General features: G+C 62.3%; 22 protein-coding genes. 10 read left to right on the top strand and 12 right to left on the bottom strand.

Annotated features, from left to right (window positions below):
- The first annotated feature begins 103 nt into the window (after window positions 1–103).
- Window positions 104–1216, top strand: coding sequence for a succinylglutamate desuccinylase/aspartoacylase family protein (locus AWU82_RS11390; protein WP_064382375.1), 1113 nt, complete (start codon window positions 104–106; stop codon window positions 1214–1216).
- A 66-nt stretch (window positions 1217–1282) separates the two neighbouring features.
- Window positions 1283–1999 (top strand): alpha/beta hydrolase, encoded by a 717-nt coding sequence (locus AWU82_RS11385; protein WP_064382374.1) that lies wholly within the window; start codon window positions 1283–1285, stop codon window positions 1997–1999.
- Window positions 2000–2002: 3 nt separating this feature from the next.
- Here AWU82_RS11385 and AWU82_RS11380 read toward each other — a convergent pair whose 3' ends face one another.
- Window positions 2003–2569: a DcrB/PsbP domain-containing protein gene (locus AWU82_RS11380; protein WP_064384130.1), complete on the bottom strand. Its 567-nt coding sequence runs from the start codon at window positions 2567–2569 to the stop codon at window positions 2003–2005.
- Window positions 2570–2654: 85 nt separating this feature from the next.
- Window positions 2655–3422, bottom strand: a complete 768-nt coding sequence (locus AWU82_RS11375; RefSeq protein ID WP_064382373.1) for a hypothetical protein — start codon at window positions 3420–3422, stop codon at window positions 2655–2657.
- A gap of 147 nt (window positions 3423–3569) precedes the next feature.
- Here AWU82_RS11375 and AWU82_RS11370 point away from each other — a divergent pair, with 147 nt between their 5' ends.
- Together AWU82_RS11370 and AWU82_RS11365 are read left to right on the top strand one after the other, a co-directional pair.
- Window positions 3570–4109: a chalcone isomerase family protein gene (locus AWU82_RS11370; RefSeq protein ID WP_064382372.1), complete on the top strand. Its 540-nt coding sequence runs from the start codon at window positions 3570–3572 to the stop codon at window positions 4107–4109.
- A 76-nt stretch (window positions 4110–4185) separates the two neighbouring features.
- Complete coding sequence (locus AWU82_RS11365) at window positions 4186–5505, top strand: Nramp family divalent metal transporter (RefSeq protein WP_064384129.1); 1320 nt, start codon at window positions 4186–4188, stop codon at window positions 5503–5505.
- A gap of 86 nt (window positions 5506–5591) precedes the next feature.
- Here AWU82_RS11365 and AWU82_RS11360 read toward each other — a convergent pair whose 3' ends face one another.
- A complete protein-coding gene (locus tag AWU82_RS11360; RefSeq protein ID WP_064382371.1) occupies window positions 5592–6491 on the bottom strand; it encodes a LysR family transcriptional regulator in 900 nt (299 codons plus the stop codon).
- A gap of 114 nt (window positions 6492–6605) precedes the next feature.
- On the opposite strand from AWU82_RS11360, the gene AWU82_RS11355 reads away from it, so the two are divergent.
- Window positions 6606–7208 carry an NADPH-dependent F420 reductase gene (locus tag AWU82_RS11355; protein WP_011333514.1) on the top strand — a complete coding sequence of 201 codons (603 nt, stop codon included), beginning with the start codon at window positions 6606–6608 and terminating at the stop codon, window positions 7206–7208.
- Window positions 7209–7313: 105 nt separating this feature from the next.
- Here the strand turns inward: AWU82_RS11355 and AWU82_RS11350 are convergent, their stop codons facing one another.
- From AWU82_RS11350 to AWU82_RS11340, 3 genes are read right to left on the bottom strand one after another with little or no spacing between them, the layout of a single operon-like run.
- Entirely contained in the window at window positions 7314–8495 is a 1182-nt protein-coding gene (locus AWU82_RS11350; RefSeq protein ID WP_064382370.1) for an acetyl-CoA C-acetyltransferase, read from the bottom strand.
- 11 nt (window positions 8496–8506) lie between these two features.
- Window positions 8507–9172, bottom strand: a complete 666-nt coding sequence (locus AWU82_RS11345) for a CoA transferase subunit B (protein WP_011333516.1) — start codon at window positions 9170–9172, stop codon at window positions 8507–8509.
- A 24-nt stretch (window positions 9173–9196) separates the two neighbouring features.
- On the bottom strand, window positions 9197–9895 hold the full coding sequence (locus tag AWU82_RS11340) for a CoA transferase subunit A (protein WP_064382369.1): 699 nt from the start codon (window positions 9893–9895) through the stop codon (window positions 9197–9199).
- Between the two features lie 274 nt (window positions 9896–10169).
- Here AWU82_RS11340 and AWU82_RS11335 point away from each other — a divergent pair, with 274 nt between their 5' ends.
- Entirely contained in the window at window positions 10170–11048 is an 879-nt protein-coding gene (locus AWU82_RS11335) for a LysR family transcriptional regulator (protein ID WP_064382368.1), read from the top strand.
- A 10-nt stretch (window positions 11049–11058) separates the two neighbouring features.
- Here the strand turns inward: AWU82_RS11335 and AWU82_RS11330 are convergent, their stop codons facing one another.
- Both AWU82_RS11330 and AWU82_RS11325 read right to left on the bottom strand, forming a co-directional pair.
- Window positions 11059–11901, bottom strand: a complete 843-nt coding sequence (locus AWU82_RS11330) for an NAD-dependent protein deacetylase (RefSeq protein ID WP_064382367.1) — start codon at window positions 11899–11901, stop codon at window positions 11059–11061.
- Window positions 11902–11983: 82 nt separating this feature from the next.
- Window positions 11984–13030 (bottom strand): class I SAM-dependent methyltransferase, encoded by a 1047-nt coding sequence (locus AWU82_RS11325; RefSeq protein ID WP_064382366.1) that lies wholly within the window; start codon window positions 13028–13030, stop codon window positions 11984–11986.
- A gap of 304 nt (window positions 13031–13334) precedes the next feature.
- Between AWU82_RS11325 and AWU82_RS11320 the strand changes: the two genes are divergently transcribed.
- Together AWU82_RS11320 and AWU82_RS11315 are read left to right on the top strand one after the other, a co-directional pair.
- Window positions 13335–14174 carry an HvfB family MNIO-type RiPP peptide maturase gene (locus AWU82_RS11320; protein WP_064382365.1) on the top strand — a complete coding sequence of 280 codons (840 nt, stop codon included), beginning with the start codon at window positions 13335–13337 and terminating at the stop codon, window positions 14172–14174.
- The gene (locus tag AWU82_RS11315) at window positions 14167–14916 is read left to right on the top strand and encodes an HvfC family RiPP maturation protein (protein WP_064382364.1); all 750 of its coding nucleotides are present in this window, start codon (window positions 14167–14169) and stop codon (window positions 14914–14916) included. The genes AWU82_RS11320 and AWU82_RS11315 overlap by 8 nt, the downstream gene beginning before the upstream one ends.
- A 1-nt stretch (window position 14917) precedes the next feature.
- Here the strand turns inward: AWU82_RS11315 and AWU82_RS11310 are convergent, their stop codons facing one another.
- The 4 genes from AWU82_RS11310 to AWU82_RS11295 all read right to left on the bottom strand — a co-directional run bounded on the left by AWU82_RS11310 (window position 14918) and on the right by AWU82_RS11295 (window position 20253).
- Window positions 14918–15952: an NAD(P)/FAD-dependent oxidoreductase gene (locus AWU82_RS11310; protein ID WP_064382363.1), complete on the bottom strand. Its 1035-nt coding sequence runs from the start codon at window positions 15950–15952 to the stop codon at window positions 14918–14920.
- Entirely contained in the window at window positions 15939–18119 is a 2181-nt protein-coding gene (locus tag AWU82_RS11305) for a hypothetical protein (protein WP_064382362.1), read from the bottom strand. Before AWU82_RS11305 ends, AWU82_RS11310 begins: the two co-directional genes overlap by 14 nt.
- 92 nt (window positions 18120–18211) lie before the next feature.
- On the bottom strand, window positions 18212–19516 hold the full coding sequence (locus tag AWU82_RS11300; protein WP_064382361.1) for an ATP-binding protein: 1305 nt from the start codon (window positions 19514–19516) through the stop codon (window positions 18212–18214).
- Window positions 19513–20253 (bottom strand): response regulator, encoded by a 741-nt coding sequence (locus AWU82_RS11295; RefSeq protein WP_007956289.1) that lies wholly within the window; start codon window positions 20251–20253, stop codon window positions 19513–19515. Before AWU82_RS11295 ends, AWU82_RS11300 begins: the two co-directional genes overlap by 4 nt.
- Window positions 20254–20559: 306 nt before the next feature.
- Here AWU82_RS11295 and AWU82_RS11290 point away from each other — a divergent pair, with 306 nt between their 5' ends.
- Together AWU82_RS11290 and AWU82_RS11285 are read left to right on the top strand one after the other, a co-directional pair.
- Window positions 20560–20829 (top strand): DUF2790 domain-containing protein, encoded by a 270-nt coding sequence (locus tag AWU82_RS11290; protein WP_007956290.1) that lies wholly within the window; start codon window positions 20560–20562, stop codon window positions 20827–20829.
- 29 nt (window positions 20830–20858) lie between these two features.
- On the top strand, window positions 20859–21155 hold the full coding sequence (locus AWU82_RS11285) for a hypothetical protein (protein WP_064382360.1): 297 nt from the start codon (window positions 20859–20861) through the stop codon (window positions 21153–21155).
- The last annotated feature ends 52 nt before the right edge of the window (window positions 21156–21207 follow it).

Here is a 21207-nt window from a genome sequence, read left to right as displayed (position 1 = left end):
TGATGCGGTGGCCACTTTTTTTTTCGCCCGTGATTTATCCTGTCAGCACATTTTCAATGCGGTCATTGCCCCGGCAGCGACCACAGAATTCCCGGAGTTCCCCATGCAACGCATCGATCATCTTCTGCCCTGGAACCACCTGGGCAGCGAACGTTCCCTGAGCGTGTTCCGTTACGGCGCCGGCCCGCGCAAGGTCTACATCCAGGCCAGCCTGCACGCCGATGAACTGCCGGGCATGCGCACCGCGTGGGAACTGAAAAAACGCCTGGCCGAGCTGGAAAGCAACGGTCAGTTGCAAGGCGTGATCGAACTGGTGCCGGTGGCCAACCCGATCGGCCTCGATCAGCATCTGCAAGGCAGTCACATGGGCCGTTTCGAACTGGGCAGCGGCAAGAACTTCAACCGCTCCTTCGTCGAACTCAGTGCGCCGGTGGCCGAGCGCATCGGGAGTCAGTTGGGCGGTGATGCCCAAGCCAACATCGCGCTGATCCGCCAGGCCATGGGCCAGGTCCTCGACGAACTGCCAGCCCCGGCCTCGCAACTGGAAGCGCTGCACCGCCTGTTGCTGCGCCACGCCTGCGAGGCCGACATCACCCTCGACCTGCATTGCGATTTCGACGCCGCGATTCACATTTACGCACTGCCGCAGCACTGGCCACAGTGGCAGTCCCTCGCTGCACGCCTGAAGGCTGGCGTGGCGCTGTTGTGTGAAGACTCCGGCGGCAGTTCGTTCGATGAATCCTGCTCCTCGCCGTGGTTGCGCCTGGCCCGGGCCTTCCCGAACGCGGCGATTCCACCGGCCAACCTCGCCACCACCCTGGAGCTGGGCAGCATGGGCGACACCCGCGTCGATCAGGCTCAGGCCAACTGCGAGGCGATCCTGGGCTTCCTGGCCGAGCAGGGCTTTATCAGCGGTGAATGGCCGAAAGCACCGGAGGAATGCTGCGAAGGCATGCCGTTCGAAGGCACCGAATACCTGTTCGCCCCGCACCATGGCGTGGTGAGTTTCCTGCGCGATGCCGGCGAGTGGGTCGAGCGCGGTGAAGCGCTGTTCGAAGTGGTCGATCCGTTGAATGACCGCGTGACCACCGTGCGCGCCGGCACCAGTGGCGTGCTGTTCGCCATCGATCGCGGCCGCTACACCCAGCCGGGCATCTGGCAGGCGAAGGTGGCGGGGCGTGAGCCGATTCGAGTCGGGAAGCTGATCAACGACTGACACTCTATCCTCCGGATCACAATGTTAGGCTCTCCCCCGAACCCTGCACTGTGTGAAGGAAGGCTTATGTTGAAGGTGTTTGCGCTGTTGACGCTGCTCGCGTCCACTGCCGTTCAGGCTCAGACCTCGCTGCAAACCGATCTGCCGCTCGACTACCTGGCCCAGGTGCACCCGGACGCCGAACAGCGTCCGCTGGTGATTTTCCTGCATGGCTATGGCAGCAACGAAGCAGACTTGATCGGTATGAAATTTCAGCTGCCCAAGCAGTACAACTACCTGTCCGTGCGGGCACCGATGGCGTTGGGGGAAGGGCGTTTCCAGTGGTTTCGCAAGAAAGGTGAAGGTGCCTACAACGGCGAGACTGATGATCTGAAGGCCAGCAGCCAGAAACTGCGGGCCTTTATCGCCGCTGCGGCGCAGAAGTATCACGCGCAACCGGAGAAGGTATACCTGATCGGTTTCAGCCAGGGCGCGATGATGACCTACGAGGTCGGGTTGCGGCAGCCGGCGGCGGTGGGGGGCATTGCGGCGTTGAGCGGGCGGGTGTTGCCGGTGCTCAAGAGCGAGCTGAAGTCAGAGCAACAGCATCCGCCGCTGGACATCTTCATCGGCCACGGCACGGCGGATGACCGGGTGCCGTACAGCGGTGGCACCGAGGCCGATGCATTGTTGCAGAAGCTGTCGTACAAACCGCAATTTCATGCCTATCCCGGCGTCGGCCACAGCATCAGCGCGGCCGAGCTTCGGGATTTGAACGACTGGTTGCAGCAACTCAATCCCTGAGCATCACTTTTCCTTGAGGATGGTTTTCACCAGTGCCTCGTGACCGCTCTTGTCGCTGGCCCGGGAAATCACCTGGACCAGCGCCATGCGCGTGCCTGAACCGGCCAGCAACGTGGTGTTGAGGGTCTGGCCGCCGCCCTGGGTGGCGGTGCTGTCGACCTGACGCAGGCCCAGGCCATTGCCTTTGCGGGTCAGGCTCTTTTCACTGAGCTTGTTGAAGTCCGGCAGGGCCTTGCGTTGGGCGTCGATGAAATCGGAGACGGTGCCGTCCAGAAACGCACTGTCGTTGTCCTTGACGTTTTTGCCTTCGGGAATCTGGTTTTCGGCGACGATGACCACAGTCTTGGTGGCGTCGTTGCTGTACATGGTGCCCTTGGCGCCGGTCGGACCGGCCGGCAGCGGGTCGCCGACAAAGCCCTTGGGCAGGACGAAACTGAATTTGCCTTCCAGCATCGAGACTTTCTCGGTGACAGCCTTCTCTTTGGCCTTGGCTGCCTGAGCATTCATGGCGCCGAAACCGGCCACCGCCGCCAACAACAGGACGACGGCTTTCTTGCTAAGCAATGACATTTGAATCTCCGAGGATGGTCGCGCTTGGGCGGCGATCATCCCATGGAGCGTGCCCGGCACTCCAGCGCGGTTTGTCCGGCCGGGGTCAGTTCGGCGCCGGCGCCGGTTTGGCCAGCAGTTGTCGGGTGACGCCCAGCATCGCCACCGAAACGGCCACGGCCACCACGAAACCGCCGAAACCCAGATTGGGAACCGTCAGCGCCAGCACCAGACAAAACGCCGAAAACGAATACATCCCCGTCGCTGTCGCCCGCAACAACGCGGCGGTAAACGCCGGGCCACGGGTCTGCTGGGAAAACACCGCCATCACGCTGCCCAGTACCGGGAACACCGCGAGCAGACCGCTCCAGCGCTCGCCGACGGTGCTGGCCAGCATGGTTACCACCAGCGTCAATGCGGCTCCGGCGATCATCCGCCAGACCAGTTTGTCCGACTTCGGCACTGAGCCGCTGACCACCGGTTGCACCTTGGGAAACAGATGCGGCGCGGCGAGGAGGGCGGTTGCGGCGGCAGCGACCGAGAAAGGCAATGACGCGGGAATCAGCGACAGAATCAGCGCCAGCACGGCCCAGACCGATAAGGAAACCACCAGCGCCAACGGCCAGCTCGCCCGCTGCGCCACCTGCGCATAAGTGATGCAAAACGCGATCATCGCAAACATGGCCGACAGCGCCGCCACCGCCGATTGCGCGGCAAACGCCGGGCCCTGCTCAATGGCGAGGAAAAACAGAATCGGCCCGACCACCACCGGCAACCCCGACAGCCACCCGGCGACACTCGGGCCCCAACGCTTGCCCGCGAGGGAAATCAGCAGCAGGAAACCGGGAATCAGCAGCAGTTTAAGGATCAGCACGCACGTGTCTCCGTCGGGGGCAGTGGAGCCACGTTAGCATTGTCATTGGCGGATTGCTGTATATGCATGCAAAACATGTATACAAAATAACAGGCGTGATAGCGAACTATGCTGTGAGAGTCAGGGTTTACCGGAGTCGATACCGCGATGAGCAATACACCGAAGTTGTTGCGTGGATGCTGCGGTATCGGCTTGTGGGCCTTGCTGCTGACACCGACCTGGGCCAGCTGGCAGGACGCAGTCCCCGGCGCGCAAATCATCGGCACCGGCGATTTCAGCGTGTTCGGCTTCGACGTCTACAACGCCCGGTTGTGGAGCGCGGCGCGACCGCTGGCCGACGGCCAACCCTTTGCCCTTGAGCTGATCTACCGACGCTCCATTTCCCGCGACGATCTGGTGAAGGCCAGCGTCGACGAGATCAAGCGTCTGGCCGGTTCCTCCCTCAGCCCGGTGAAATTGGCCGTGTGGCAAACCCAGATGCAGCAATCATTTGTCGACGTGCAGGCCGGTACGCGGATCACCGGAGTGTATTTGCCGGGCCAAGGTGCGCGGTTCTTTGTCGGGCAGCAGTTGCAGCATGAAATTAATGATCCGCAGTTTGCCCGGGCATTTTTTGACATCTGGCTTGACCCGCGAACTCGCAGTCCCGAGCTGCGCCAGCAATTGCTGGGCGACGCCAAACCCTGAGTCCATCACATCGGCGCTTGGGCGCGCCGACTGAAACGTCTAAGCTGCGCCTTTCGACTTGTTTCTGGATGTGTTCGTGAAATTCAGTTTGCCCAAGATCGCCACGGCGCCGTTCTGCCCGCCGGAAGTGGCCGGCAGTGTCCCGGTCGATCCCAACGCCTCGTTCTTCAAACGCGTGCTGCGCTTTGCCGGCCCCGGTTTGCTGGTGTCGATCGGATACATGGATCCGGGCAACTGGGCCACTGCCATCGAGGCCGGTTCGCGTTTCGGTTACAGCCTGTTGTTCGTGGTGTTGCTGGCGAGTCTGGCGGGCATGGTCGTGCAATGCCTGTGCTCGCGGCTGGGCATCGCCACCGGTCGCGATCTGGCGCAGCTTTCCCGCGAACGCTACAGCACCCCGACGGCGCGGCTGCAATGGGTGCTGGCGGAAATCTCGATCATCGCCACTGACCTGGCAGAAGTGCTCGGCTGCGCGCTGGCGTTTCACTTGCTGCTCGGTTGTTCGCTGACGTTCGGTATCGCTCTGACCGCATTCGATACGCTGCTGGTGCTGGCCCTGCAAAATCGTGGTTTCCGCCGGCTGGAAGCGATCATGCTGGTGCTGGTGGGGACCATCGGCGCGTGCTTCTTTGTTGAATTGCTGTTGATCAAACCGTACTGGCCGGACGTCGCCCAAGGCTTCAAACCGTCGCTGTCGGCGATCAGCGATGCTGCGCCGTTGTACCTGGCTATCGGCATCCTCGGTGCCACGGTGATGCCGCACAACCTGTACTTGCACACTTCGATCGTGCAGACGCGGCTGATCGGCAAGGATCTGGCCAGCAAGCAGGACGCAGTGAAGCTGGCGCGCATCGACACCATCGGTTCGCTGGCGCTGGCGTTGCTGGTCAACGCGGCGATCCTGATACTCGCGGCGGCCGCTTTTCATCAGTCCGGGCACACCGACGTGGTCGACATCCAGGACGCCTATCACTTGCTCGACCCACTGGTGGGCGGCGCGCTGGCCAGCGTGCTGTTCGGCGTGGCGCTGCTGGCGTCGGGGCAGAGTTCGACCTTCACCGGCACCATCGCCGGGCAAGTGATCATGGAAGGCTATCTGAACCTGCGGATCCCTTGCTGGCAGCGGCGCCTGATTACCCGTGGGCTGGCGCTGATCCCGGCATTCATCGGCGTGTGGCTGATGGGCGACGGCGCGGTGGGCAAGTTGCTGGTGCTGAGCCAGGTGGTGTTGAGCCTGCAATTGCCGTTTGCGCTGTATCCGCTGATTCGCATGACCAACGACAAACAACTGATGGGGCCGTTTGTGAATCGGTTGCCAACCAAGGTTCTCGCGTGGGGATTGTTTGTGCTGATCAGCGGGGCGAATGCGTGGTTGATCCTGCAATTGGCGGCGTAATCGGCATGATTGGCCCCACGCTCCGCGTTCCAATGGGACGCAGAGCGTCCCGGGCTGCATTCCCACGCGGAGCGTGGGAACGATCATTACGATAATGAGCCAAACGCCTCGACCACAAAATCAATGAACACCCGGGTCTTGGCCGGCAGCAAGGTTCGGCTCGGGTAGTACAGCGAAATCGCTCCGGCATCGCATTGCCAGTCGGGCAACAGCTGCACCAATTCACCGCGTTCGATCTGCGCACTGACATCGGGCAGCACCAGCATCGTCACGCCCAAGCCCAGCAGCGCGGCCTTGCGCATGGCCATCGGGTCATTCAGCACGATGCTCGGGTTGAGCAGGGCGCTGGCCTGTTCACCGGCTTCGTTGTGCATCTGCCATTGGCGCAGGCGCCCGGTGCGCAGGCCGCGCATGACGATGCCCTGATGCTCGGCCAGATCCGCCGGATGTTGCGGCAGAGTGCGACCCGCCAGATACGCCGGCGACGCCACCGCCAGTACTTCGGCGGACGACAATGGCCGGGCGACCACGCCGGGCGTCAGCTCGAATCCGCCGCCGATCGCCACGTCATACCCCTCGGCGATCAAATCAACCTGACGATTTTCGAAGTGCCATTCCGGGCGAATCAACGGATAGCGCGCCAGAAACTCCGGCAGCAGCGGCAGCATGTGATCGATGCCGAACGTCGGCGGCAGGCTGATCTTGAGCACACCCGCCGGCTCGCCGCGCTCGGTCGCCACCGTAGCAATCGCGGCCTGCAAGGCATCGAGGTTGCCGCCGATACTCGCCAGAAAACCTTCACCAGTCTCGGTCAGCGACAGCTTGCGGGTCGAGCGCTGGAACAGCCGCACGCCCAGATTACGCTCAAGAATCGCCACGTTGCGACTGACCGCCGCCGGGGTCAGCGCCAGCAACCGTGCGGCGGCGGAGAAGCTGCCGGTCTCGGCGCTGCGGACGAAAGATTCCAGATTGGCAAGGGTTTCCATAGGTTCAACCTGATAGCAATACTTGAAGATCATTCAAGGCATTACCGGCTAATCAAGTGGGAATGGCAAGCGCAAGATTCGCTTCGAGTCTTACCCCACTTTGAGGAGAACACCATGAGCACTATCGGAATCATCGGCGCTGGCGCCATCGGTTCAGCGTTTGCCAAAGCCTTGTCGCGTCAGGGCATCCCGTTGGTCATCGCCAACAGTCGCGGGCCGGAGACCCTGGCTGAACTGGTCGCAGAACTCGGCCCGACCGCTCGCGCCGTTACCCGTGAAGAAGCCGCCGCCCAGGACATCGTGCTGGTCGCGGTGAACTGGTCGAAACTGCCAACCGCACTGGCCGGTCTGCCGGACTTCGGCGGGCGGATCGTCATCGACGCCAACAATTCGATTGAAGCGCCGTCGTTCAAACCGGTGGATTTGCAGGGGCGGCCGTCCAGCGAAGTGTTCGCCGAATGGGTGCCGGGGGCGCGGGTGGTCAAGGCGTTCAACCACTTGCTGGCGCGTTTGCTGGAAGCGGATCCGGCGTCGGAGGGGGGCAAGCGCGTGCTGTTCCTGTCCGGGGATGACGCTCAGGCCAAGGCTGAAGTGGGTGCGTTGATCGATCAGCTCGGTTTCTTCGGTATCGATCTGGGCGAGCTGAGCGTGGGTGCGCGACTGGTGCAATTCCCCGGCGGACCATTGCCGGTGCTGAATCTGGTGAAGTTCGCCTGACGGCCGGGCAAAAAAATACCCGGTGCGACGTGAGTCGTACCGGGTTTGTTGCCAACGGGCCATGGATGTCGTGGATCCACTGCCCGCTGTTGAACCTCTTTGGGCTTACGCGCGTTCCAGCGCCAGGGCCACGCCCTGACCGCCGCCGATGCACAGGGTCGCCAGGCCCTTTTTCGCATCACGCTTGATCATTTCGTGCAGCAGGGTCACCAGCACGCGGCAGCCCGATGCACCGATCGGGTGACCGAGGGCGATGGCGCCGCCATTCACGTTGACCTTGTCCAGATCCCATTGCAGATCCTTGGCCACCGCCAGCGATTGCGCGGCGAAGGCTTCGTTGGCTTCGATCAGATCCAGCTGGCCGATGTTCCAGCCGGCCTTGTCCAGACAGCGGCGAGTGGCGGACACCGGGCCGATGCCCATGATCGCCGGATCGACGCCCGCGTTGGCGTAGGCGGCGATTTTCGCCAGCACCGGCAGGCCCAGGGCCTTGGCTTTTTCGGCGCTCATCAGAATCACGGCGGCCGCGCCGTCGTTCAGTGACGAAGCGTTGCCGGCGGTGACGCTGCCGTCCTTCTTGAAGGCCGGACGCAGTTTGGCCAGGGATTCGGCGGTGGTGTCGCCGCGTGGCTGCTCGTCGACCTTGAACGCCACCGGATCGCCTTTGCGCTGCGGGATCAGGATCGGAGTGATTTCATCGACAAAGCGCCCGGCCTCAATGGCCGCAGCGGCTTTCTGTTGCGACGCGGCAGCGAAGGCGTCTTGCTGCTCGCGGCTGATCTCGTATTTCTCGACCAGATTCTCGGCGGTGATACCCATGTGGTAATCGTTGAACGCATCCCACAGGCCATCGCTGATCATGGTGTCGACGATTTGCGCGTGCCCCATGCGCAGACCGGTGCGCGCGCCCGGCATGACGTAGTTGGCCAGACTCATGTTTTCCTGGCCGCCGGCGATGATTACGTCCGCGTCGCCGCAGCGGATCGCCTGTGCACCGAGGTGCAGGGCCTTGAGACCCGAGCCGCAGACCTTGTTCAGGGTCATGGCCGGTACGGCGTGTGGCAGACCGGCCTTGATCGCCGACTGGCGCGCCGGGTTCTGGCCGGCGCCGGCGGTCAGCACCTGGCCCATGATCACTTCATCGACCTGGGCACCGTCCAGACCGGTCTGCTCAAGCAACTGGCGGATGACCGCTGCGCCCAGATCCACGGCGGAGACGCTGGCCAGCGATCCCTGGAAACTGCCGATCGCGGTGCGCGTGGCGGCAACAATGACGACGTCTTGCATTTTCGAATTCCTCACTCGGCAGCGAACTGCATTTCCGGTACGTGATCCGGGACGATCAGTTTACCAGCGGTTTTGGCGACGATTTCCTCGACGCTGACGCCAGGTGCGCGTTCCTTGAGGACAAAAGCGCCATTTTCGATTTCCAGGTACGCAAGGTCAGTCAGCACGCGCTTGATGCAACCGGCGCCGGTCAGCGGCAGGCTGCATTGGCTCAGCAACTTGGACTCACCGTCCTTGGACGCGTGGGTCATGATGACGATGATGTTGTCGGCGCCGGCCACCAGGTCCATCGCGCCGCCCATGCCCTTGACCAGTTTGCCCGGGATCATCCAGGAGGCGATGTTGCCTTGCACGTCCACTTCGAACGCGCCCAGCACGGTCAGGTCGACGTGACCGCCGCGGATCATGGCAAAGGACTCGGCGGAGTTGAAAATCGATGCGCCGATGCGCGCGGTTACGGTCTGTTTGCCGGCGTTGATCATGTCGGCGTCGATGGTGTCTTCAGTCGGGAAAGGGCCCATGCCGAGCAGGCCGTTTTCCGATTGCAGCATGACTTCCATGCCTTCGGGGATGTAGTTGGCGACCAGGGTCGGAATGCCGATGCCGAGGTTAACGTAGTAGCCGTCCTGCATTTCGCGGGCGACGCGTTGAGCCATTTGTTCGCGGGTAAGTGCCATGTTCTTGTTCTCCGTCAGCCTGGATTATTTGCGGATGGTGCGTTGTTCGATGCGTTTTTCGAACGTGCCGCAAATGACCCGGTCGACGTAGATGCCGGGGGTGTGGATCTGCGACGGATCCAGCTCGCCGGGTTCGACGATTTCTTCGACTTCGACCACGGTGATCTTGCCGGCGGTAGCGGCCAGCGGGTTGAAATTCTGGGCGGTGTGGCGGTAGATGACGTTGCCGAAATGGTCGGCTTTCCAGCCTTTGACGATGGCGAAGTCGCCGGTGATGGACTCTTCCATCAGGTACTTGCGACCGTGGAATTCACGTACTTCCTTGCCTTCGGCGACCGGGGTGCCGACGCCAGTAGCCGTGAAGAACGCCGGGATGCCGGCGCCGCCTGCGCGCATTTTCTCGGCGAGGGTGCCTTGCGGGGTCAGTACGACTTCGATGTCGCCTTTGAGCAATTGCTCTTCAAACAGCTTGTTTTCGCCGACGTAAGAGGCGACCACCTTGCTGATCTGGCGGTCGGTCAGCAGCACGCCGAGGCCGAAGCCATCAACGCCGCAGTTGTTGGAGACGACGGTGAGGTCGCGGGTGCCCTTGCGCTTGATCTCGGCGATCAGGTTTTCCGGGATGCCGCACAGGCCGAAGCCGCCGGCGATCACGGTCATGCCGTCTTCAAGACCTGCCATGGCTTCCTCGTAGGAATACACGCGCTTGTCGAAACCTGCCATATGCACCTCTTTTTCTGTTTGTCGGGCGGCTGGCTAGCCGAATGACTGGAGTGTCGCGCTGAAGGATATATTTGTTAAGTTGATTTTTAAGGTTGATTGATTGATAAAGCTCAATAATCGGCCTCATTTGATCGTTCCCACGCTCTGCGTGGGAATGCCTCTAGGGACGCTCCGCGTCCAGTGACGCGGAGCGTCACGGGCTGCGTTCCCCCGCAGACGGTTCGACGCCTCGACGTGGGAACGATCAAGACTCTGATAGGGAAGCATAGCGTTCATGACCATCAAGCAGATCCGTGCCTTTCTCGCCGTGGCCCAAAGCCTGAGCTTTGCCGTGGCCTGCGAGCGCCTGCACCTGTCGCAATCGGCGCTGAGCCTGACCATCAAAGCGCTGGAAGAGGGCCTGGGCGGGCGCCTGTTCAGCCGCAACACGCGCAACGTGGCGCTGACCCCGGAGGGCGAATCGCTGCTGCCGCTGGCCCGGCGCCTGATCGCCGACTGGGACAACGCCGAAGACGAAATGCGCCAGCGCTTCAGCCTGCAGCGTGGGCGGGTGACGCTGGCGGCGATGCCGTCGTTTGCCGGTAACCTGCTGCCGCCGATCCTCAAGACCTTTCGCGCGCGTTATCCGAACGTCAACGTGACGGTCAACGACGTGATCAACGAGCAAGTGCTGGAAATGGTTCGCGATCGTCAGGTCGAACTTGGCGTGGCCTTCGAGCCGATGCAGAACACCTCGCTGACCTTCACGCCGCTTTACCGGGATCGCTTCGTCGCCGTCGTGCCGCAGGATTCGCCGCTGGCCGCCCGGAGCGACATCGATTGGCAGACCTTGCTGCAGGAACCGTTCATTACCCTGCAACGACCGTCCACGGTTCGGGTGATGCTGGAAGAACACTTGCAGGCCCGAGGCATGAAGCTGCCGGTGGAATTTGAAAGCCATCAACTGGCGACGGTGGGGCGGATGGTGGCGAGCGGGCTGGGTGTCAGCGCGGTGCCGGCGTTGTGTGCCGGGCAGATGCGCGAGTTGGGAGCGCATTGCCTGACCTTGCACGAACCGGTGGTGGAGCGGGCGATTGGCGTGCTGACGGATCCGGGGAATGAACTGTCGGCGGCGGCGCAGGCGCTTTTTGACATTCTCAAGGCTGAACACTGACCTGGGCAGGTCATGAAGTCAGGCGTTGTGTCAGTAACGGTAATAGCTGTTCGCAGGACGCTTCAATCTTCAAATCCAGCAACTCATCCGCCCGCGTTTTCCCCAGATTGATCGCGATCAGCGGCTTGCCCCGGTCCGCAATCACCCGGCACAGGCGAAACGCCGAATACGCCATCAACGACGAACCCACCACCAGCATCCCGGCGGCATTTTCCGCCAGCGCCATGGCCCGCGCCGCCGTTGGCTGCGCCACGTTCTCACCAAAAAACACCACGTCCGGTTTCATTCGTTCCCCTGCGCAATGCGGGCAATGCGGCACCTGAAAGCGCGCCTCGAAAGCCGGGTCGAGCAGGGTGTCGCCGTCCGGTGCCTGCACGGCATCGACGCCTGCCAGATACGGGTTCTGCGTTTCCATCAGTTGCTGAATCGAGTCCCGCTCGCTGCGCTGACCGCAATCCAGGCACAACACCCGGTGCAGGCTGCCGTGCAGTTCGATGACGTCGTGACTGCCGGCCTGATCGTGCAAGGTATCGACATTCTGAGTAATCAAACCGCCGATCCGCCCGTGGCTTTGCAGACTGGCCAAAGCCTCATGGGCAACGTTCGGCCGTGCCTGGCGCACGCGCGGCCAGCCGAGCATGGCCCGGGCCCAATAGCGGCGGCGCGATTCCGGGGCGGCGAGGAATTCCTGGTACATCATCGGCTGCCGGCCACGGCGTACGCCGTCGGTGTCGCGGTAGTCCGGGATGCCCGACGGCGTGCTGATCCCGGCGCCGGTCAGCACAATGAAGTCGCCGTCGGCCATGACCTGTTGCAGGTAGTCGAGCGGGTCGGGAAGGGGACGGTCGAGCATGATCAGCGCTCCGCAGGCGAAAAGTGCCTTGCAGGTTAGCACTGACGGACGCTCCCCGGCAGGCGCGTCCTGTGCCCGGTTTTTACTTGCGCGCCTCCAGAATCAGGTTGAACGGCGTCTGCGTCGCCCGCCGGAAGTGTTTGAAGCCGGCTTCGGTAAACACCTTGCGCAAGCGTGACTCGCCCGCCTGCGCACCAAGGCCGAGGCCCACTTCCTGGGACAGCGAGTTCGGCGTGCAAATGAACGTCGATGCCGCATAGAACAAGCGCCCGACCGGCGTGATGTTTTCGTCCAGGGTGTCGTTGGCGAACGGCTCGACCAGCAGCACTGTGCCGTCGTCCTTCAACGATTCAAACGCATGCTTCGCCGCACCGACCGGATCGCCCATGTCGTGCAGGCAGTCGAAATAACAGATCAGGTCATAGTCGTCGCCGGGGTAGCTTTTCGCCGTGCCCTGGAAGAACCGCGCGCGACTGCTGACGCCGCCTTCTTCCGCCCGTTGGGTGGCGACGGTGATCGAAGGCGCGTGATAGTCGAAGCCGACGAACCGCGAGTTGGGATAGGCCTGGGCCATGATCACCGTGGACGCACCGTGACCGCAGCCGATATCGGCGACCTTGGCGCCTGCTTCGAGTTTGGCCACCACACCGTCCAGCGCCGGCAGCCATTCGGCGATCAAATGCCCCTTGTAGCCGGGGCGGAAGAAGCGCTCGGTGCCGGTGAACATGCACGGATGGTGATCGCCCCACGACAGGGCGCCGTTGCCGCGCATGGCTTTGACCAGTTTGTCCTTGTCATGGAAAAACGACGCCACCACGCCTAGCCCGCCGGCCACGTACACCGGCGAATCTTCCTTGGCCAGGGCCAGCGCCTGTTCTTCCGGCAAACGAAACTTGCCGTCGTGGTGTTCCATATAGCCGGACGCCGCGTGGGCGCTCAGCCATTCGCGCACCAGTCGCGGGTTGCAGGTGGTTTTTTCGGCAAGGGTTTCGGGGCTGATCGGCTGACTGTCGGCCATCGCCCGGTAAAGGCCGAGTTCTTCGCCGACAATGACATTGGCCAGCATAGCCGCGCCGCCCATGTCGTTGACCAGTTTTCCCATGAATTCGTTGAGTCTGGCCTCGTCCATTTCATGTGCTCCATTGACAGGATCACAGTCCGGTGGCGTTGTGGGTCGAGGCATTCACCACCGGGCGGTGGTCGTGGAAACGGGCAGGGCGACACTGCTGTCCTGCGTCCCCCTCGACTGGGTACTGATTGAGTCTAGCCGCTGTTGGAATCCGTGGTGGTTATGTATCGCTGTGTATCTCTGCGGCTGCTGGATACACAAGGTGCCAATTGTCCCGACGGTCGAACACAGCGGCGACACAGTGGACGCATTAACTGCAATGGTCAGTCGCTGATCTGGCGGCTCCCAAGCAGAGATCTAGCCCATGCAGACTCCCCACCCCACCTTGCAGGCCAGCGTCGGGCTCGGCCTGCGTCGCGGCTTGATGAAAGACCTGCAAGCCGCGCGCACCGGCGATTTCGATTTTCTGGAAGTCGCCCCGGAGAACTGGATCGGCGTCGGCGGTGCCCATGGCGCCGCGTTGCGCGAGCTGGCCGAGCGATATCCGTTGTCCTGTCACGGGTTGTCGTTGTCGCTCGGTGGTTCGGCGCCGCTGGACGTCGGTTTTCTCCGGGAAGTGCGGACCTTCCTCGATCATCACAAGGTGCCGTTGTACAGCGAACACCTGAGCTATTGCAGCGACGACGGTCACCTCTACGACCTGCTGCCGTTGCCGTTCACCGAAGAAGCGGTGCGCCACGTCGCCGCACGGATCCGCCAGGCCCAGGACATTCTCGGCCGGCGCCTGGCGGTGGAAAATGTTTCCTACTATGCCGCGCCCCGGCAGGACATGGACGAAGTGACCTTCACCAACGCCGTGCTGCGCGAGGCGGATTGCGACCTGCTGCTGGACGTGAACAACGTCTACGTCAACTCGATCAACCACGGTTTCGATCCGCAGACGTTCCTGGCTGCCATTGAGCCGGGGCGGGTGGTGGGGATGCACGTGGCCGGGCACTTCGACGAGTCCGACACGCTGAAGATCGACACCCACGGCGCCTCGGTCAAACCGGTGGTCTGGTCGTTGCTGGCCGACGCCTATGCCCGATTCGGTGCGCAGCCGACGTTGCTGGAGCGGGATTTCAATTTCCCGGCGTTTTCTGGACTGGTGGCCGAGTTGCAAACCATTCGCCGCCTGCAATCCGAAGGAGGCCCGCGTGGATAGTCTTCTGCTGCAACAACAGGCCCTGACCCGCTATTTGCGCGATCCAGAACATGAAGCGCCGCCCGCCGACATGAACGCGGCGCGGGTCAATGTCTATCGCGATCTGGTGTTCAACAACGTCTCGCAACTGCTGGGCGGTACGTTTCCGGTGCTGATCCGGATCATCGGCCAGGAACGCTGGCGCACGTTGATTCGTGGCTTCCTGCGGGACTACCGCGCACAGACACCGAAATTCGGCGAGATCGCCGAGGAGTTTGTCGGTTACCTCGCCTCGGAGCCTGCCGTATTGAGCGACGGAAAATGGCCGGCGTTTCTGGTGGAGCTGGCGCATTACGAATGGGTGGAAATGGTGTTGCAGCAGTCCGACGCCGAACCCTTGCCGGCGAGCGATCCGGCGCAGTTGCTGGATCGGCCGTTGCAGGTTTCGGCACTGGCCTGGCCCTTGGCGTACACCTGGCCGGTGCAGATGCTCGGGCCGGATCATCAACCGGCCACGCCACCTGTCCAGCCGACGCTTTTGCTGGTGCGGCGTACGACGGACTGGAGTGTGAAGTTTTCCGAGCTGAGCCCATTGGCCTGGCGGTTGTTGCAGCGGATCGAGGCGTTCCCGTTGCTGAGCGGTCGCGAGCAACTGCAAGGGCTGGCGTTGGAGGCGGGGTTACCCGCAACGATGTCGTTCAAGGACAGCGGACTGGCGTTGCTGCAGCAACTGCATGAGGACGGTGTGATCGGCGTTGTCTGAGTCAGACATGAGGTTGCAGCCAGCGTGGCGGATCAGGATGAAGGCGATAGAAGCGACGCAGTTGTTCCATGTCTTTCTCGAACCAGTCGCCCAGCCATTGGCTGTATTGCCTCTGAGCCGACGATTGCACAGAGGGTTGCCCGATGCAGTCGGACACCACCTGCGCGGCCTGCATGCCGGTCATCAAGGCCTTGAGCACGCCATGGGAAGACGCCGGGTCAAGCTGACTGGCCGCGTCACCGACCATGAAGTAGCCGTTACCGGCGACTGCCGTGCTGATCCGCCACGTTACATCGGCGCCGTGGATGGCGCCTTGCATGGGCAAGTGTTGCAGCTGCTCTGGAATCGCCGGGCGGCGCAGGTTCGGCGCGTCGAAGGCCAGATGCGTCCAGTGCGTCAATTGCGCCTGCACGTTTGCGATCCACGTCCATCCACCGGGAACTGCTGACAAGTGCGGTGCGTGCCGATAAGCGAGTGGACAACCCCGGACGTAACCGTAGCGGGCAATCAGGCGTGGCGAACAGCGGCGGATGGTCAATCCCAGCTGTCGATGCAGCCAGGCTGACGCGCCGCTGGCATCGATCACATAGTCGGCGTGCAACGGGCCTGAATCGGTTATGACACCGCGCACGCGACACTTCTCGCCAAGGACGGCGAGAGCGCGACACGGCTGGTGCACCATCACTCCCAGCGCTGCGGCGTGCTGCAATAACGCTGTGTCCAGCGTTGCCCGGGGAATCTGAAAGCCTCGCCATGAACCCTTGTCGTCACTGCCGAAGCCGTTGAAGCGCAGCGGCCCGTTCCATTGCACCCAGTGCCCGTTGAAACGCAGCGCATCCTGCACACACAGTTGCCCGGCGACGCCCAGTTGCGCCAACACGGGTTCGATGCCTGGATGCAGGCTCTCACCGGGGCGAAATCGCGGGAATTCCTGACGCTCGATCATTGCCACGCGCAGACCGCGTTGTGCGCAACCGATCGCTGCCGCCGATCCCGCCGGACCGCCACCGATCACCACGACATCAAAGGGCTTCAAGGGCGAGTTGCCACGCAGCATTTTCGTATTTGACCAGTATCGTTTCGGCGCAGACGAACAGTCGCACTTGTTGTTTGACCTGCACATCCCTCCATTTGAAGTCTTCGGCAGGGATGCTCATGACGCCGCGTTCGTACATCAGGAAGCGAAAGACCCAACCGCGCAACACGATGCCGACCTGCTGTTGCGCCGATTCCAATTCCGGATCGGGTCGCTGCACCTGGATGAAGGACAGCAACGGCCACGTATTACGCAAGGCCTTGTCGGTTCCCGCACCGAGTACGTTGTACACGCGGTACATCGAGAGCACCCGGCCTTGATATTCCTGCTGGGTGATTGCGCCGGTCAGTTGCAGGGAGAATCTGTTTTCAAGGGCGACTTGTGTGTAATCGCTGTATTCGTAGGCGCGATAGCGGACGAACGTCCGGCCCTGATGCTGGATCAGCTGCGCGGGTGGTTGGTTGTCCCAGGCGACGGCGCTTCTTCCGGTTTCCGCATCGGTCAACGGGATAATGGTGTGCAGGCTGGAGCGGGGCTCGAAAGTGCTCGCGGAGTCGGGTGCCAGGCCTGGCCAGAAAGAGCCCAGTGCTGCGCAGATTCTGGCGTCCTCGGGAAAAGGACTGGCCATCTGGTAACCGGCGAGATGGTCGATCCAGCTACCGTCCGGGCTTTGCTCACGCACTCGGCCTACCCCCCAACCCGGGGCGAAAAGTCCGGCTTCGCCGTCCGGCAATGTGGAAGGACGGTCGATGCCGACAGGGTGCGCGCCGGTCAGCGGCCATGAGACCGACTTGCGCGGCAAGCCGACAATCGCGGTGACTCCCCGATCCTCCGGGGAGAACGGCTGACCCGCGAGTGTCAGGTTGGCGCAATAACGCACATTCGATAACGCCTGCAGTCGGGCATGCCAGATGATCGAGCCGGTGAAGGCTGGCACCTGGCTGGCCCAGTGCATCAGGCGCCGTGGGTGGCAAAACGGAAAGAAATCTGGGGTGGCAATGATCGAATAGGCAGGTATCGATTGCAGGTGCCCAAGCGACGGGCAGCGCGCACGGATATAACCGTCGGCCGTGCCGTCCCGATAGTGCAGGGCGCGATAGCCGCCTTGCCTCACCAGCTCGGCGACACCCTCGCGGTGGTTCAGATCTTCGATGGTGCCATTGTCGTGCAGCATTGACCGACCATGGATCATGCCCCCCGAGTCCCTGGGCATCGTGAATGACAACAACTGGCCCCGGTAACAGGCCTGCTCGGCGAGCCGGAGCCTGGGCCGGGGCAGCAGTAGACTCGACCCCGATCCGCGCTCCACCTCCAGCGTTGCCAGACCATCGGTGATGACAAAGGGGTATTGGGAAATATCCGGTTCTTGCCAGCCGGTGTCGCTGTGACGCAGATGGATGTGGCGAATCTTTTCATTGATATGAAAAGCTTTGAATTTCACCTCCAGATCCAGTCCCGCAAGGCATTCCTTGCCATCGAACAGCTTGTGCATCGGCACCCAGAATTTCAGTGCGGGATCGACGTCCGGCTGAGCATCCATCGGGCCGAACTGTTCGTGATTTCCTTGGCGTTGCACGGCGATATAGGCGCTGTAATGCACCGGCATTATGCGAATGCCGTAGGGGTCGTCCTGAACGAACGGCAAGAAGCAGCGCAGCTCGGGGGCGTACAGGGCGCTGGTATTGCCCACACGCGCAATTCCGGTACGCGAGTAACACAGATCGGCGTGCTCACCATGCACCGTGTCGGCGGCGCAACGGTACTCGCTGGCAAACACTGCCACGGCCAGCGGTTCGCCCTGGGCCTTTCGCTGCAAATCCTTGAGCGAGGGTGGACGGACGCCGAAGACGTAGTTCAGAACAGCCCGGATTTCGACAGGGGTTGGATAGGTTTGCAGGGGCTGACCACTTGCATCGCGCGTGACCCTCGGCGACGCCAGCGCATGGAAGAGCAGGCTTTGAGCAGGCCGGGCAGGTTCGATCGCCCGATTGCCGGCCGGGCAGAAGTCTTCGAAACCGGGAAGCGACCGGTCGATACGCAATGGTTTGAGCAGTTCGTCCTTGAGCGGTACGGCGAGAATATCCAGACCATGAGCCAGCATCAGCGAGTGCCAGCCGCCCGGCGCGAGCCGCCGACAGGCTTGAGTGACAGAATCGAGCAGAGACATGGTTCACCACGCGACGGCTGAGCGAGGTGTCATCCCACAATAATTCTGCCTGGCCGGCTACTGTCAGATCTGACAGTAGCGACCGCTGGTGCTCAGCTCAATGGCAGTTTCAGCTCCGCACACAACCCGCCACCTTCGCGATTGCTCAGCGTCAGCGAACCGCCCAGCGCCAGCGCCAGTTGCTGGGCGATCGCCAGCCCAAGCCCGGTGCCGCCGGTGCTGCGGTTGCGCGAGTTTTCCACGCGGTAGAAAGGCTCCATCACCTGGGCCAGCTCTTCTTCGGCGATGCCCGGGCCGCGATCCATGACCTTGATCGACAGTTCGTTCCTGTCGCGTTGAATCAGCAGCTCGGCAGCGCCGGCGAACTTCAGCGCGTTGTCGGTCAGGTTGACCAGCACCCGGCGCAACGCGTGGGGACGGGTATCGATGACCGCCTCACTCTTGCCGCTCAACTGCACTTCCTTGCCCATGTCCTGATAGTCGAACACCAGGCTGTCGAGGAACGAGTCCAGATTGGTGCGTCGGCTTTCTTCAGTCGAGCCGTGGATGCTGCGGGCGTAGGCCACACCTTCGCGCACCAGATGCTCCATCTCGCCGAGGTCGTTCCACAGTTTGTCTTTCTCGGCCGAATCGTCCATGAACTCCGCCCGCAGCTTCATGCGGGTGATCGGGGTTTGCAGGTCGTGGGAAATCGCCGCCAGCAGTTGCATGCGCTCTTTCAGGTACGCGGCGATGCGCGCCTGCATCGAGTTGAAAGCGCGGGCGGCGTAAGCCACTTCGTTCGGGCCTTTTTCGTCGAGGTTGATCGGGTGGGCGTTGGGATCGAGGGTTTCCACCGCGTTGGCGAGACGGGTGAGGGGGCGGATGGCGATGCGCACCGCCAGCCAGGTGCAGGCGAGCATCAGCGCCAGTTGCCCGAGTAACACCACCGGCAGCCACGGCGACAGCGGCACCATCGACGGGCGCACATCGATGGTCACCGGGCTGCCGTCGCTCAGGCGCAGGTGGCCTTGAAAGTGTTTTATCGGGCCGGGAATATCGGTGAACGTCAGCGGATAGGCCTCGCCAATTGCGTCGGTAATCGAGGTGACGGCAATCGGCACGTCCTGCGGGTCCAGCGGCGTGCCCGGTTCGCCTTCGCTCAGCAGATAACCGTAGTTCTTGCGCGCCAGGCGTTTGAGCCACATCGGGCGTTCTTCGGCGGGCAGACGATCAAGAATGGCAATCGAGGTCGAGACGTCGGTTTCGAGGTTGCCGAGCATGGTGTTTTTCGCGCTTTCGTAGCGCTCGTAATATTGCGCGCCGAACGACAGCGCCTGAGCGAGGATCAGCCCGATCAGGAAAATCAGCGACAAGCGGGAGGCGAGGGTGCGCGGCCAGCGCAGGGCGACATTCATGCGGGGGCTCCGAGGACTTCGACCGGCAGCGAGAACACATAGCCTTCGCTGCGCACGGTCTTGATGTAGGCCGGTTCACGGGCGTCATCCAGCAGGCGCTGGCGCAGACGGCTGACCAGCAGATCGATGGAGCGGTCAAACAGATCGGCGTCACGGCCCTGGGTCAGATTCAGCAATTGATCGCGGCTCAGCACCCGTTGCGGATGGTCGAGGAACACGCGCAACAGACGGTATTCCGCGCCACTCAGCGCGACCATGGTGCCGTCCTTGTCCAGCAGATGCCGAGCCGATGTGTCGAGCTGCCAGCGACCGAACGCCAGCAGCCGACCGCTTTCGGTCACCACCAGGTTCGGCGGCAGCATCCGGGTGCGGCGCAGCACGGCATTGATCCGCGCCAGCAGTTCGCGGGCGGCGAACGGTTTGGTCAGGTAATCGTCAGCGCCCATTTCCAGACCAAGGATGCGGTCGGTTTCATCGTTGCGCGCAGTGAGCATCAGGATCGGTGTGGCCCTGTGTTTGCCCGAGCGCAATTCGCGGCACAGCAGCAGGCCGTCGTCGCCGGGCATCATGATGTCGAGCACGATCAGGTCGACGGTGTTGGCTTCCAGAAAGCTGCGCATCTGCCGGCCATCGGCAACCACCGTGGTGCGCAGGCCGTTCTTCTTCAGGTAATTGCCGACCAGTTCGCGAATCTCGCGGTCGTCGTCGACGATCAGGATGTGATCGACATGTTCCATGGGGCCAAACCTCAATCAAAGGGGATTGCCGGGCAGTCTATCGAGCCTGCGCGAGGCCGCCTGCCTGCCTTTGTATTGCAGTGTATCCAGCGCTGTGACGGATACATGCCGACGCAAAAAGCGGATTTTTACAGGGTTTTGTATCGCTGTGTATCCCGGGCGCGTGCGGATACGTAGCGATTTATACACGGCATTTGCCGACACATGCGCGATACCTCGCGAGCTTTAAATGAGCTCCATCGAGGCACACACAGAACGCCTCGGCCCAATCAACGATTCAATCATTGAAGCCCCGAGGAAAACGCCATGAACACCAAGACCAAATCGATCGCTGCCGCTTGCCTGTTTGCCGCTTTGAACATCTGCACCCTGTCGGCCCGAGCCGAAGCCGATGTCACCCCGCAAACCTACTCCTACGGCAGCCACCTGGACATCCAGAAAGTGGTGTCGCTGAAACAGGACAACTCGATGACCTGCGGCATCGTCGACGCCCGCCTGACCTACCTCGACTCGGCCGGCAAGACCCAGGTGCTCGACTACCGCAAATTCGCCGACGGCTGCAACGAAGACAACTGATTACCCACCTCTATAAAAGGAACATCGCCATGAACAACGTATCGCGCTATCTGACCGCTGTTGCCTTCTCCCTCGCCGGTGTCGCGGCCCACGCCAACGCTGCCGTCGAACAGAACAGCTGTGGCAGCAGCACCTGCTTCCAACTGGCCCCGGTGGCCAAGCCGGGCAGCGACGGCCTGATCGCCGCCGACGGCTCCAGCCGCACGCCACAGGGCCAGACACTGGCCGCCGACGGCGCCAGCCGTACGCCGCAAGGCCAGACGCTGGCCGAGAACGGTGCCAGCCGTACGCCACAAAGCCAATGGCTGGACAGCCAGACGGCTTGAGGATTGAAGGGGGCTGCCCGTAACGGGCGCCCCCCGAACCACTCAACAGACC

The sequence above is a fragment of the Pseudomonas glycinae genome, from assembly GCF_001594225.2.
Lineage (GTDB): Bacteria > Pseudomonadota > Gammaproteobacteria > Pseudomonadales > Pseudomonadaceae > Aquipseudomonas > Aquipseudomonas glycinae.
The sequence above is the reverse complement of the archived record's forward strand: the minus strand, read 5'-3'. Positions and strand labels throughout refer to the sequence as shown.

What these genes read in the sequence shown, in the direction of transcription:
- AWU82_RS11390 (WP_064382375.1), top strand. Translation starts at nt 104, where the DNA reads ATGCAACGCATCGATCATCTTCTGCCCTGGAACCACCTGGGCAGCGAA.
- AWU82_RS11385 (WP_064382374.1), top strand. Translation starts at nt 1,283, where the DNA reads ATGTTGAAGGTGTTTGCGCTGTTGACGCTGCTCGCGTCCACTGCCGTT.
- AWU82_RS11380 (WP_064384130.1), bottom strand. Translation starts at nt 2,569, where the DNA reads ATGTCATTGCTTAGCAAGAAAGCCGTCGTCCTGTTGTTGGCGGCGGTG.
- AWU82_RS11370 (WP_064382372.1), top strand. Translation starts at nt 3,570, where the DNA reads ATGAGCAATACACCGAAGTTGTTGCGTGGATGCTGCGGTATCGGCTTG.
- AWU82_RS11360 (WP_064382371.1), bottom strand. Translation starts at nt 6,491, where the DNA reads ATGGAAACCCTTGCCAATCTGGAATCTTTCGTCCGCAGCGCCGAGACC.
- AWU82_RS11355 (WP_011333514.1), top strand. Translation starts at nt 6,606, where the DNA reads ATGAGCACTATCGGAATCATCGGCGCTGGCGCCATCGGTTCAGCGTTT.
- AWU82_RS11350 (WP_064382370.1), bottom strand. Translation starts at nt 8,495, where the DNA reads ATGCAAGACGTCGTCATTGTTGCCGCCACGCGCACCGCGATCGGCAGT.
- AWU82_RS11345 (WP_011333516.1), bottom strand. Translation starts at nt 9,172, where the DNA reads ATGGCACTTACCCGCGAACAAATGGCTCAACGCGTCGCCCGCGAAATG.
- AWU82_RS11340 (WP_064382369.1), bottom strand. Translation starts at nt 9,895, where the DNA reads ATGGCAGGTTTCGACAAGCGCGTGTATTCCTACGAGGAAGCCATGGCA.
- AWU82_RS11335 (WP_064382368.1), top strand. Translation starts at nt 10,170, where the DNA reads ATGACCATCAAGCAGATCCGTGCCTTTCTCGCCGTGGCCCAAAGCCTG.
- AWU82_RS11330 (WP_064382367.1), bottom strand. Translation starts at nt 11,901, where the DNA reads ATGCTCGACCGTCCCCTTCCCGACCCGCTCGACTACCTGCAACAGGTC.
- AWU82_RS11325 (WP_064382366.1), bottom strand. Translation starts at nt 13,030, where the DNA reads ATGGACGAGGCCAGACTCAACGAATTCATGGGAAAACTGGTCAACGAC.
- AWU82_RS11320 (WP_064382365.1), top strand. Translation starts at nt 13,335, where the DNA reads ATGCAGACTCCCCACCCCACCTTGCAGGCCAGCGTCGGGCTCGGCCTG.
- AWU82_RS11305 (WP_064382362.1), bottom strand. Translation starts at nt 18,119, where the DNA reads ATGTCTCTGCTCGATTCTGTCACTCAAGCCTGTCGGCGGCTCGCGCCG.
- AWU82_RS11300 (WP_064382361.1), bottom strand. Translation starts at nt 19,516, where the DNA reads ATGAATGTCGCCCTGCGCTGGCCGCGCACCCTCGCCTCCCGCTTGTCG.
- AWU82_RS11295 (WP_007956289.1), bottom strand. Translation starts at nt 20,253, where the DNA reads ATGGAACATGTCGATCACATCCTGATCGTCGACGACGACCGCGAGATT.
- AWU82_RS11290 (WP_007956290.1), top strand. Translation starts at nt 20,560, where the DNA reads ATGAACACCAAGACCAAATCGATCGCTGCCGCTTGCCTGTTTGCCGCT.
- AWU82_RS11285 (WP_064382360.1), top strand. Translation starts at nt 20,859, where the DNA reads ATGAACAACGTATCGCGCTATCTGACCGCTGTTGCCTTCTCCCTCGCC.